This window comes from Exiguobacterium sp. ERU653 (assembly GCF_018617775.1).
Taxonomy (GTDB): Bacteria; Bacillota; Bacilli; order Exiguobacteriales; family Exiguobacteriaceae; genus Exiguobacterium; species Exiguobacterium marinum.
The window spans coordinates 1,598,964-1,611,391 of sequence record NZ_JACSKV010000001.1; the positions used below are offsets into that span (position 1 = coordinate 1,598,964).

The 12,428-nt window shown below is 50.1% G+C and carries 8 protein-coding genes; 1 reads left to right on the forward strand and 7 read right to left on the reverse strand.

Annotated elements, in window-relative coordinates; all coding sequences use genetic code 11:
* Positions 1-14: 14 nt before the first annotated feature.
* The 5 genes from KNO95_RS08110 to KNO95_RS08130 form a co-directional block, all read right to left on the reverse strand.
* A complete protein-coding gene (locus tag KNO95_RS08110) occupies positions 15-1,805 on the reverse strand; it encodes a BglG family transcription antiterminator (protein ID WP_214878632.1) in 1,791 nt (596 codons plus the stop codon).
* Positions 1,806-1,913: 108 nt separating this feature from the next.
* Positions 1,914-3,005, reverse strand: a complete 1,092-nt coding sequence (locus tag KNO95_RS08115; RefSeq protein WP_214703234.1) for a glycerate kinase — start codon at positions 3,003-3,005, stop codon at positions 1,914-1,916.
* Between the two features lies 1 nt (position 3,006).
* A complete protein-coding gene (locus KNO95_RS08120; protein WP_214878634.1) occupies positions 3,007-4,650 on the reverse strand; it encodes an alpha-amylase family glycosyl hydrolase in 1,644 nt (547 codons plus the stop codon).
* Positions 4,647-7,232: a glycoside hydrolase family 38 N-terminal domain-containing protein gene (locus tag KNO95_RS08125; protein ID WP_214703231.1), complete on the reverse strand. Its 2,586-nt coding sequence runs from the start codon at positions 7,230-7,232 to the stop codon at positions 4,647-4,649. The genes KNO95_RS08120 and KNO95_RS08125 overlap by 4 nt, the downstream gene beginning before the upstream one ends.
* Before the next feature lie 57 nt (positions 7,233-7,289).
* Positions 7,290-9,269 carry a fructose-specific PTS transporter subunit EIIC gene (locus KNO95_RS08130; RefSeq protein ID WP_214878636.1) on the reverse strand — a complete coding sequence of 660 codons (1,980 nt, stop codon included), beginning with the start codon at positions 9,267-9,269 and terminating at the stop codon, positions 7,290-7,292.
* 123 nt (positions 9,270-9,392) lie between these two features.
* Here KNO95_RS08130 and KNO95_RS08135 point away from each other — a divergent pair, with 123 nt between their 5' ends.
* Positions 9,393-10,130: a MurR/RpiR family transcriptional regulator gene (locus tag KNO95_RS08135; protein ID WP_214700031.1), complete on the forward strand. Its 738-nt coding sequence runs from the start codon at positions 9,393-9,395 to the stop codon at positions 10,128-10,130.
* A 239-nt stretch (positions 10,131-10,369) separates the two neighbouring features.
* Here KNO95_RS08135 and KNO95_RS08140 read toward each other — a convergent pair whose 3' ends face one another.
* Together KNO95_RS08140 and KNO95_RS08145 are read right to left on the reverse strand one after the other, a co-directional pair.
* The gene (locus KNO95_RS08140) at positions 10,370-11,137 is read right to left on the reverse strand and encodes a tyrosine-protein phosphatase (RefSeq protein ID WP_214703228.1); all 768 of its coding nucleotides are present in this window, start codon (positions 11,135-11,137) and stop codon (positions 10,370-10,372) included.
* 6 nt (positions 11,138-11,143) lie between these two features.
* Positions 11,144-12,349: an alpha-amylase family glycosyl hydrolase gene (locus KNO95_RS08145; protein ID WP_214703227.1), complete on the reverse strand. Its 1,206-nt coding sequence runs from the start codon at positions 12,347-12,349 to the stop codon at positions 11,144-11,146.
* Positions 12,350-12,428 lie beyond the last annotated feature (79 nt).

Below are 12,428 nucleotides of genomic sequence, written 5' to 3' on the forward strand. Positions count from 1 at the left end.
CGTTTTGCCGTTGTCTACGGCAACAGCAAATTGCGGAATGCCGTATTGTCGTTCGTCTCAATGAGTTTTCGGACGAGACCCGGGTCTTCTGTAAGAGCTGCAATCTCTTCAAACAAATGACTCGAGAACGTTGCGTCTGAGTCTCGAAATTGAAGAAGAAACACGAGCTGAACCTTCTCTTGTCCCCACTCAATCGGTTCTTTTGAAACGAGTACATCGATTCGGTTCATCGTTGCATGCTCAGAATCTCCATGTGGAATGGCAACGCTTTGTCCAATGGAAGTCGGACCAGTTTGTTCCCTAGCATATACAGTTCCTGCATAGGTCGAATCGATTTTGACTTGATCCATCAATAAACTAAGCGCATGTCCACGTGAAAGTACACTATCAATGAAAACAATATGTTCGATGAGCGAGGCGATCGTGGCATATGAGACACCGCCGATTCCAAACGTCTGCCTTAAATGTGCCACGTCTTGTTCCGTCAATACGGCCGAAACGACGTGTACCGGAACAAGGTCTTGCTTTAAGCTAACGGTCGACAAAATCAAATCAGGAGTGTGAATGGAAACTTGATGCTCAACATCGCGTAATGACGAGAAACCGACAATCTCAACCGTATCGTGGAAATGATTCTTGAGTCGTGCCGCAATCAGCTTGCTCGTACCCACACCGTACGTACAGACGAGTAAGATTCGCTTCTTGTCGACGGGGCGTCGTTCTTCAAGCATCGTTTGGAAATGGAGCGTCAAAAAACCGACTTCAGCCTCGGTCACGTATAAGTCTAGCTCTTCCTCTAAAATCGATGCGTGACGTAAAACCGCTGCATACGTCGCTGTAAACCGACGTTTAATTTGGTCCAAAAGCGGGTTGTCGACATGCGCTTTAATCAGTTGTCGATACACCATCGGTCGAATGTGAGCGAGTAGTGATTGGAATAACTCACGTTGCAAGACACCCCCATAAATCGTGCCAATTACAGCGAGGGCGAATCGATTCGTTGTCCGTGCGAGTTCTGTCGTCACCCGATCTTCTGACGGGAGGAATTCTTGGGCACCAGCGAGTGCCAGCATCATGTAAGCACGTTCGGCAAACGGGATGGATAGTCCAAGTGCTCGCTCGAGGTCTTCCACAAGTTCGCATAACAATGGATAATCGTTCATCGCTTCTACCATCTCGTAACCAATTGGTGACAGTTCAACGTAGCTACGTCGTCGCATACGTTTTAGTGTGACGAGAAATCGGGTCTGAAGCAATTCCGCCGCCGAATCGGCGTATCGCTTCCCGACGCGATGTTCCCATTGAAGCAGGAAGGTCTCAATGAGTTGTACATCTTGACTATGAGCCCAATTAAATCGAGCGTGAACAAGTAGTTGTGTCAAAAGCTCACGCTTTACAAGTTCTTCTCCTTCTACATGAAAGGTACGTCGATTGAATGTCAGTCCGTGTTCAGTGAGCAATCGTTCCACTTCATCCATGTCCTGCTTCACAGTGGCTTCACTCACGTAAAACATTTGTTCAGCAGCTTGCATCGAGTTCAATTCATCAAGTAATAGTTGAACGAGTTCATGCTTGATACGAGAGTCACGATCTTCTGCCTCTGGCGTATCGACATGGCGGTTCTCGATTAATCGAACGCCTTTTCCGCGGCTCGTCTCAATCATGACATCCGGCAGTTGTTCGAGGAGCCGTAACTCGGTTCGTACCGTGCGTTCCGAACACTTTAGTGACCAGGCGATATCTTTTGTCGACATCCAGTCCTTATGCTTTAGCAAATCTAACAGTTTACGTTGTCGTTCCGTCATGGTCCATTCCACCTTTGGCAGTTTTCCACCAAAAGCATAGCATAATTTTTTCATAGGTTTTTACGTTTCTTGTACAACAAGGAAAAACTTCGATATCGCTATCGAGGTTCAAGCCCGTCTCAAACGAACAATTTGTTCTGCGCTTCGTTCGATTTCAGCCCGTGCGATATGAGGCAACATCGCTTCTTCGAGTGGACGGCATGTGCTTTGAATCGAAAAGACGCCAGCGAATTGATCCGCAAAGTCGCCGAGCTCCATTCCAACGCTGCCAGCCAATGCGACAACGGGGACATCGAGCTCTTGACCAAGTCTCGCTACACCGACCGGTACTTTGCCTTTGGCGGACTGGTGGTCGATTCGCCCTTCTCCTGTGATGATCAAATCCGCTCCAAGACACGCCTCTCTCAGACCAATCGTCTCTGCTACCCAATCGAACCCTGAAATGATACGTCCGCCAAGCGCGAGCAAGCCTGCCCCAAGACCTCCTGCCGCTCCACTTCCCTGGATGTCAGCGATATCCCCGAGCTTATGTCCAAGTAAGTCAAGTTGACGGTCCAACCGTTGAATCTGTTCGACCATGGCTCCTTTTTGGGCGGCGAAGACGTGTGCCGCTCCTGTCTCTCCGTCGAGTGGGTTCGTGACGTCGGTCGCGATGACCAGTTCTGTCGACTGCAACCTGGAATCGAGTCCCGACAAATCGACGTCATCAAACGTCCATAGAGGGTTCGTATCGTGCGGAATAACGCGCCCATTACTAGTAAAGACAGCTCCGAGCGCTTGGAGCATCCCCGTCCCCCCGTCCGTCGTCCCACTCCCACCGAGGGTGACGACGATTCGCGCGGCCGGCAAAGCGTCTTTGATCTGTTGCCCGAGACCGTAACTGCTCACATATGGGACGAACTCAGGGCCAGGGGTGAATTTAGTGATACCGAGCGTCTCCGCACATTCGATGAGTGCGAAGTCGCCGAACCGAGCGTAGCTCGACTCGAACGGTCGATGCATCAAATCTTCTGCGGTGACATGAACTAGCTCATGGGGCAAAAAACTCATTAGTGCCTCGAGCGTCCCTTCGCCCCCATCAGCGATAGGGAAGACGACCGCTTCCGCGCCGGCCCGAATCGCTCCGTTTGCGGCCGCTTCCCCGACCTCCCGTGAAGAAAGCGAGCCTTTGAATGAATCAATCGCACAGATGACCCGCATGTCACACCTCAATCCAGGCAAAACCATATGGTTGGAGCGTGATCGGGTCTGTCGTGTCCTTGAAGACGTTATTTCCGGACAGGTCCAACTCGACCGTCTCCGGACTGACGTTGGCGACCGCGACAATCGTCGACGTCGCACCGGTCCGCTTCACCGCGAAGACACGCGTGTCCAAATCGAGAACGTCTTGATCAGCATAAGGACTGAACGCATCGTATTGACCACGAAGAGAGATCATATGCTTCAGACCACTGAACACGTTGCGACGGCGTGCATCGCTCTCGAGCTCCTCATGGAGCGTGTCCGCGTCGAGTTTCTCACGGTTGATGCGACGATTGATACCGCTCGATTCGACTGCTGCCTCATCGTTTCGCGAGCCGAACAGCGAATGATAATAAATCGCGGGCACACCGACGACGGAGAGAAGGATGCTATGAGCGGACAACATTTTTTGAGTATGGAGCGGTGTGTCTTCCTCGCCAGCATTCGCAAGCGCATCCATGTAGTTGATGTTCAACTCATATACCGTCTGGCTGCCGTCCGGGTTCGATTTATAGGACACACGTCCATGGTTGTGGACGACCTTGTCGACGAGGAGTTGGCGGTCTGTCTCGTCTAAAATTCCTTCGGTCGGGCGCATACCGATGCCATCGTGTGACGCGAGGAAGTTGAAGTATGTCGCCGTCTCCGATACCGGTTTGATTTGTCGCGCCCAGTCAGAGAGCTTCGTCGCATCGTTTGTCGTATAGCTGTAGAGCACGAGTGGCGGAAGTGAGAATTGGTACACTTGGTTCGCTTCGTCGTTCCCGCTCCCAAAGTAACTGATATTCTCTTGGTGTGGCACGTTCGTCTCCGTGATAATCTGTGCGCCCGGTTTGAAGTGGTCGATGAGTTCACGCCACACTTGAATCAAGACATGCGTCTCCGGCAAATGGATACACGTCGTCCCTGATTCTTTCCACAGGAAACCGATGGCATCGAGGCGGATTGAGGACGCCCCTTTCGCCAAGTAATCGAGGAGCACGTCCGTCAACTCAAGAAACGCCGGGATGTGTGCCACGTTCACATCGACTTGATCTTCACTGAACGTCGTCCACGCTGTTTTCTCGCCGTACGTATGAATCAACGGTGACGTACGGGGTCGCACGACACGGCTCGCATCGAACGACGGGTCTTCCGGGATAAAGAATTCTGCGTAGCGTTCGTCACCGGCGACATAGCCTTTGAACCAGTCACTCGATTTCGACAAGTGGTTGGCGACGAAGTCATACATGAGCCGGAAGTCATGAGAGAATGAGACAATGTCTTGCCACGTCCCGTAGTCCGGGTTGATGGCACGGTAATCCGTGACCGAGAAACCATCATCGGACGTGTAAGGGAACATCGGCAACAGATGCACGTCCGTAATGACACCTTTTGCTTCTCGGTTCAAGAAGCGATGGAGCGTCTGCAGCGGAACCTCACCTTTCCGTTGAATCGCGTCCCCATACGTGATCAAGTAGACGTTCTTCTCCGTGAGCGGCGACGTCTTGTCAAACGAGACCTGTTCAAAGCGGTCGACGAGCGCGCACATCCCTTCCACCGCCTCATCGGCCCGTTCTTTATACACAAAGCGTAAATGTTGTTCGATCACAGTCCAGTTCATGAGGTTTCCTCCTTGATGTGTAGCGTGGTATATCCGTGTGCCTTGATGACGTCTTGCGCGTCCACTTCAATCTCCGCGAGCGAGACATGTTGGATTATCCCTGCCGTCTCGATGTGGAGCGGGACGTCCTCGCTTGACGGGTTGAACAGTCGAACGATCCGTCCGCCGTCCGCACCTTGTTTGATGGCCGATACGAAGTGACTTGTCGTCAAGAGCGAGTAAGTCGTCGGGACATGATCGACCGGCTGCGGAATCTCGAAGCGCTCCAACCGTTCCTCGAACGTGTTGAGCGATTGTTTATGGTAGCTGGCACGATTCGCTTTATACGTTTCGGTCCGTTCTGTCCAGTCAACCGTGTCGAAGCAGTCCGCGACGCCGACTGCGTAGTCGAAACTCATATGTCCAAGCATTTGCGCGTCAGGCGTCTCGACGACTTTATTGTTGATTCCCGAAGCGCGACCAGGGCGCCAAGCGAGATTGTCTTTCCCAAGCAAGCCGACAGAGCGGAACAACGTGAGCGCGAGACCGTCATCGAGATGTTCATACTCTTTTAGCCCTTGGGTGATGACGCCGAGTGCGGCGACGCCTTCCGCGACCACGTAATTCTCGAGTGGATAAATCGAGACGGGCTTCTCGGCATACTTCTCTTCTTTCCAGACGGTGGCACGCGGGTTTTGCTTTCGCTCAAACGCCGTGTATGCTTGGTCGGCGAATGTGCGTTCAAGCGCCCATGGAAACAAGACACGGACACGATGGTCTTTGACGTCGTTATCAATCTCGTGGTTCACACGAACGAACGCTTCGCCTTGACGCACCTCAAGTTTCGTCACGATCGTCTGTTGCTTCAACTTGTCCGTTCCCCTTGCCTCTAAATCGATTGGGAGCGACCATGTGTGCTTAACGGTCATCGTTGATACGAGATCGCTCTCGGAGACGTCGATTAGTTCAGCCTGTGCTGTCGTGATCGGTGTCTCACCGACGAGCGGTGAGTAATCATACGAGTCGCCCGTGTCCGCCGTATCTTCGAACGTGAACAGTTCGACATCATGTGTTCCGGCCTTCATCGTGACACGTCCTTCTGCGAACGTGACGGCCAGTTGGTCATTTTCGATCCGTGCCACGTCCGTCGCTCCAAGTGTCGCCTTCGTCTCGTTCACGATTCGGTATGCCGCGTACCCTAGGCTCGGCAATGTGACTTCAGCCGCGAGCACCGTCCGGTAATAGCCTGGCACTTCAACTTCTTTCTCGCCATCTGCCGTGACGACGATTTTCTTGCCACCGCTCACATAACTTTGCTCGCGGATGACGGTGTTGACCGTGTCGCCGTCAAACGTCACGAGCCCGACATCCGATTCGTTCGTAAAGACGACGACGTCTTCAATCAGCGTGCGCTGTTTTGGGACATAGTTGAAGAACAAGACGAGCTCTCCTGTTGGCACGTCGACGGCACGGGCGATCTGTTTCTTCAGCAAATTGATCAGCCCATCGACGATTCGCTCACATTTTTCAATCCTTTTCTTGATGTCATCATTCGTCGCGTCCGAATTGCAACCCCCAATCGAATCATGGGAATGGACGTCGAACAGTTCTTTCCACACTTGATCAATCCACGCCTTCGGATATCGGAATCCGAGAGATTCAGCGATGACACCGAGCGGCTCAAGCTGGTCAATCAGTTTCGTCTCGACCGCATAGTTCCCTTGCTTCAAGTCGACGCGCTGCGAACGGATTGTGTGGTGCATCCGTGACTTTTGTGAGGCAATCAGCTCGCCTTCAATCGTGTTTGGAATCTCTCTCGCAAACGCCGCTTCCATGAACGTCTCGTAGTCAGACAGTTGATACGTCCGCTCTCGGTCCATTTCGTTCAAACGACGAACGGCCTCAGGGAAATGCTCACGCACGAGCACCTGGTCTCCACCCGACGGGAGCAACAGTTCATCCGTCGATCTATTCATTGACTCAAGTGTCTTGAGAATTGGATCGAGTCGTTCTGTCTTATATGCGTCCGTCGCCTCTAAGAACTTACCAGGCCCATAGCCGAAAAAGATGTAGTTCGTCTTGACCCGGGCACCGTCAGGAGATTGCCAATGGAAGTTTAAATCACCCTTGATCTCATCGTGATAAATCCCGCGCTGTAAGACACTATAATCAATTCCGAAGTCTTTAAAAAATGAAGGCAGATACGCATTTTGTCCAAAAATGTCAGGGAGGTACCCGACGTTCATTGAGTGACCCATCGCTTTGGCAATCCGTGTCCCATACAACAAATTTCGGATGATTGACTCGCGATTGACGAGAAGCGTATCGGTCTGTGTATACCACGGGCCGACGAAGAGACGACGCTCGGTGATGAAACGTTTCATGCGGTCTCGCTCTTCCGGACGAATCTTCAAGTACTCCTCGACGATTGAAACTTGTCCATCAAATACGTAGGAAACGTAGGTCGGATCTCCTTCGAGGACGTCCAACAGACGGTCCAAATTTTCGACTAGTAAAACATTCGAATCTTCGATTGTGAAATACCACTCCCGATCCCAATGCGAATGTGGGACGACGTGGACGTTCGGTTTGCCTGTTTTCATAGTATACCCTCCTAGAAATAAGAAAGAGACCAGGTTTCCCCAGTCTCTATTCACTGTTTAAAAGATCTCTTCTCCACGGCGCTCGCGACGTTTAATGAATGCATAGCGAATGAAGATATTGGCGAAAGCGATAAACAATACGCCTGATGCTAGGCCAATGAAGTAAGCCCAGAAGTTCTCAACGAGCGGCCAACCCCAAACTGCTGGGAGTGGGTACCACTGAATCGCACCGAGATAGACGGCCGTACATGCCCCGATGATTGCTCCGATGATGTTGATTGGAATCGTGATGAGCGGGTTACGCAGCATGAACGGGATCGCCCCTTCCGAGATGGCAAGGAAACCGAGCAAGAATGCAGTGTTTCCTGCGACGCGTAAGTTGGCGTCAAATACGCGACGTCCGACAACGAAACGGTCAATGATGGTGGCAAGACCGAGTCCCATCGGTGGGATGACGATGGCTAGGACGCGCGGCGTGAGTGGGAAAATCTCATCCGCTGCCATACCAATCGCAATCGCACCAGCTGCTTTGTTTACTGGACCACCTAGATCAAAAGCAGTCGCTGCCGCGATGATAGCCGAAAGTGTAAGTTCACCAGCACCGGTCATGCTCGTGATAAAGGCCGCCATCGAAGCATTCAACTGACCAAAGATTGGATCGACGACGTATTGGTTCAAAATGAAGACCGCGAGCACGGTAATCCCCGGGATGAGGAACATCGGTTTCATCGCTTGGAAGTTTGGCGATAGTTTAATCTTTTGGTTCAAGAAACGGGCCAAGTAACCGGCAGAGAGACCGAGAACAAGTGCGCCAAGGAATCCACTTGGAATTCCACCTTCAATTCCCCAGAACGTGTAATGAAGCCCGTTGGCAAATAATCCACCAAGAAAACCAGGTACGAGACCAACACGATCAGCAATCGCATAAGCGACAAACATAGCAAAAATCGCGTATAAGAATTTAAAAATCATACCGCCGAATAAATCTAAGAAGTAGAAGAACTGAATCGCACCGCCAGCTGTCCCGTTGTCAGGATTTGCAAGATCCGCGATATCAAGCCCAAGTCCGTACATCCATGTCAGCTTGGCAATCCCAAGCATGAGACCTGCGGCGACGAGGAGTGGAATCATATACGAAATCCCCGTCATAACGGCTTGCGCCATCTCTCCAAAGAACCCTTTGACACCTTTTTTCTTTGGAGCCTCATCGGTGACGTCACTCGCGTCACCGGCTACTTTTTGTGTCGTTGATGTTGCTTCAAGGAGAAGTTCTTTCGCCCGACGGAGCGGATCTGCTACACGAGTCTGTACGTATGGAAGTCCGGCGTATCGCTCTTGGTCTTTCACTTTCGTATCGACTGCGAAGACGACGGCGTCTGCCTCTTGGATGATCTCTTTCATATGACGATCTTCAATGCCGTTCGCCCCTTGCTTCTCGACGAGGACACGAATGCCGAGCTCACGTCCGGCCTGTTCGAGTGCCTCAGCAGCCATGTAAGTATGCGCGATACCAGCCGCGCAAGCCGTGACAGCGAGGACGGTTTTCTTTGCCGCTTCTGGTGAAGACTGGATCGTCTGTTCGAGGTGATCTAAGTTTTGGAGGAACTCCTCGTTTGTCTTCGCCGCATACAACCCTTCGCGATAGGTAGGTTTCATGAGTCGAGTCGATAGTTCGGCGAGCAACGTCAAGTGCGTCGATCCCGCTTCTGCTTCAGGAATAGCAAGCAAAAAAATCAAGTCCACTCTATTCTCAGGGTCAATGGATTCCCAATCCGTGAGTGGTGTCTGAAGTCGAGCAATCGCCACTTTCGCTTCCTTAACGAGTGTGGACTTACCATGCGGGATAGCAAGTCCAGCTTCAAGTCCCGTTGCCGAATGAGCCTCGCGCTCGAGGACGACTTGTTTGAATCCTTCTTTGGAAGAGACGATATTTTGTTCATATAGGGCACCGACGAGTTGGTCGATTGCCTCTTCTTTTGACGCAAACGTTGCGTCGAGAAACAACAGACGGTCATTGGTCATCTGCCGTAGTTCCATGTTAATACCCCCAATACCCATTGTTAGTTGAAGCGCTTTCATCTACACTCTATTTTTATCATGGTAGTGCTTTTCGTTTTGTACGGATTGTGTATAATTGTACAAGGAATAAGGAGGGGTTAGATGGGGAAAATCATTGCTACGTTTCATAATGAAATGGAACAGTTAAGTGAATCAGAGAAGCTTGTCTTATATTATTTGGATAACCACATCGATGATATAGATGCCTTGACACTGGTCAAACTGGCTGAGGCAACGCGTGTTTCTACAACGACAGTCATTCGAATGACACATAAACTCGGACTAGAAGGTTTCTCTGATTTAAAATATAAATTGAAACAAATGAACCAATCAAAAACGATTGCTTATTCATCATTTATACAGGAGTATATCCCATTTTTAACCGAAACATTCGATCAAATCGATCCCATTCGTTTAAAACGAATGGGTAACATTATTAAACAAGCCCCTTCTATTTTTATCGTATCTGTAGGTTTAACAAAAACGGTCGGGGAGTATGCTTCTCAACGACTCATTCAAGCAAACAAGCCTGCCATGCATGCTTACGAATCACATTTAATCGACTTGTTGCCAAATTTACTGAAACCGAACGATGTTGTCATCTTCATTTCGATGAGCGGCGAGACACAAACCCTCATCCAATCCGTAAAAAAGCTCCGTTTCACCGGAGCTCAACTATTCGCCTTCACTAACGCGGCTGATAGTACGGTATCTCAACTTGTCCACTTTAACTTGAGTACGGCTTTCCCAACAGAATCACGATCAGGATATGATATCACGCCTCGTTCTCCATTATTTGTCTTAATTGATGTATTAATCGAAGAATATTTGCGAACTTAACGAAAATGGACCTGACAACGCGACTGCGTCATCAGGTCTTTTAGTACATTCCATCCCAAACCATTACACTGTCCGCGAGTGATATAGCTCACCCGATTTAAGTTGAATCGAAGTCGTGCTATCCGGGGACACCTGCAACTCGAGACAAATCGTACTGTGTTTCTAGCGCCCATCAAGGGTCAGTATCTCTAGTTACCTGTGGCCGACCATGACCGGTTGATTCGTAATCGGGTAGTTTTTTACCACTTCCAACGCCCCCGCCAGTTTTTCTCTGGCAATCGTGGTGGGTTCATCGCAATCTGTTTATTTGCTAAGATTTGCTCCGTGAAATGGAGGTGTTGCTCCCACATCTCTTCTCCTAGTTCATTGACGACTTCTTGTTTCGCTGCTCGCCAATTGAAATCGCGATGTTCTACGTTATGAGCGTCTGACGCGATGATTTGACTCAAGCCGTTACTGATGAACGTAAGCGCCAGTTCCCGCACCTGTCTTCCGAATTGCCCCGTCAAACTGCTTGTCGTTACCTGCGACAATGCGCCAGACGATACGAGATGATGCAATTTTTCAGGATGAAGCGCGAGTTCGCGATTCCGTTCAGGATGCGCGATGACCGGAATGTAACCCGCCGTTTGGAGTTGAAAAAACAACGCTTCCGTGTACGCCGGTATGCTTTGACTCGGTAATTCCACGAGTACATAGCGAGATCCGGCGAGTGAATGTGCTTCCCCAGACTCAAGTGCTTCAACCAACTCCCCAAAAATTCGAATTTCTTGTCCGACGTATAAAGTTAATGAAATGCCTTCTTCGTCTAGTCGTTGCTGCAATTGTGCGACTTCTAGCGCCACATCGTGATGTCGTGTTTCAAAGTACGGATGATACGCATGAGGCGTCACGACAATCGATGTCACACCTTCTTCCACCGCGCGTCTCGCCAGTTGAAGTGACGCTTCGATTGTACGTGGGCCATCATCCACCTCAGGCAACAAATGACAATGTACATCGATCATGAGGGTTCACTCTCCAATGTGAGATTGTTTTAGCCAAACGTATTCATACGGGCGAAGCGTTACATTTGTCATCCGCTCTTCTGTGAAAAGACTCATCCCCTCACAGTCGGTTTGCACCGTCTCTTCACTCATATTCGTCAATAAGAGAAGCGTCTCATCTTTGTGCTGTCGTTTGACCACAAAGATACGACGATCGAGACTCACCACTTCTTGACCTATATAAGGTGAAAATGCCGGGTGGAGTCGTTTGACGTTCAATTGACTCAATATACCCTCATAGACACGAAGGCGGTTCGGATCACGCTTTAGCGCTTGAAGCAACTCGTCTTGCTCGATTGGTTGTGCCGCTCCAAACAGTGTTCGGTAGTCAATCAACGGAATGCCCTGAAGCGAGAACAGCACACTGTGTGCAGCAAGAATCGCATCAGGTGTAGCATCCATTAAATTCTTCTCAAACGGGTCGCGTTCCGCTGAAGATAGGAAATTAAAATACGTTTTATCCGATGATAGCGGATGAACCTGTCTCACCCAGTCTGCCAACCTTGTCACATCCGACTGCGCAAACGCTAAGATTACATGACTAGATAAATCAAAATGACAGACGACATCCGCCTCTTGCTCGTACACGAGAGAAGAATCGACTCGCTCATTGGCGACGACGAGTTGTGCATTCGGCTTATACGCATGCATGACCATTCTCCACAGCTTGAGGACTAGTTTAATTCGTTCTGGTTCGATTCCACGAAACGATTCCACGTGAACCCTGATTTTCGTCGCTCCGTACGCTAAACGTTCAATGAGTGCATCCGTTTCGGTGATCAGGTCAAATTGATGTTCGCTATACGCTTCAGGTACCATCTCGTACATGAGATCAAACTCATCCGTGAAACGCCCCAAATCTTCAAACAGTTGCACGCGCGAGTCGATGGCTGTATCATTTTGTCTCGTTTTGTATGGAAACAGTGAGACGAGATAGAGGTCACTCACTGTCGTTTGGACGTGATCCGCCAACAATTGATGGAGCGCCTCTAAATTGGCTCTTCCGTCCGTGAGGATAAAGCCTGCATCCACTAACAAGATATTTGTTTTTTCAGAAGGGTGCTCATGATCGTGCCAGTGATGATTCGACCACTTCTCAAACAATCGGTTCCAGTCTTGTCGTGCGGTGTCCCCGAGTTCATGGAGCACTTCTTCAATCGCTTCCCATTTCATGATTCATCCCTCCTTGGCATCTCTTTATTTCTCCCACTTTCTGTTCGGTTTGAAACAAAAAAACTGCCTGACCTTAGTC

Coding starts and splice junctions, on each gene's coding strand:
- KNO95_RS08110 (WP_214878632.1), bottom strand. CDS start 1,805: ATGACGGAACGACAACGTAAACTGTTAGATTTGCTAAAGCATAAGGAC.
- KNO95_RS08115 (WP_214703234.1), bottom strand. CDS start 3,005: ATGCGGGTCATCTGTGCGATTGATTCATTCAAAGGCTCGCTTTCTTCA.
- KNO95_RS08120 (WP_214878634.1), bottom strand. CDS start 4,650: ATGAACTGGACTGTGATCGAACAACATTTACGCTTTGTGTATAAAGAA.
- KNO95_RS08125 (WP_214703231.1), bottom strand. CDS start 7,232: ATGAAAACAGGCAAACCGAACGTCCACGTCGTCCCACATTCGCATTGG.
- KNO95_RS08130 (WP_214878636.1), bottom strand. CDS start 9,269: ATGGAACTACGGCAGATGACCAATGACCGTCTGTTGTTTCTCGACGCA.
- KNO95_RS08135 (WP_214700031.1), top strand. CDS start 9,393: ATGGGGAAAATCATTGCTACGTTTCATAATGAAATGGAACAGTTAAGT.
- KNO95_RS08140 (WP_214703228.1), bottom strand. CDS start 11,137: ATGATCGATGTACATTGTCATTTGTTGCCTGAGGTGGATGATGGCCCA.
- KNO95_RS08145 (WP_214703227.1), bottom strand. CDS start 12,349: ATGAAATGGGAAGCGATTGAAGAAGTGCTCCATGAACTCGGGGACACC.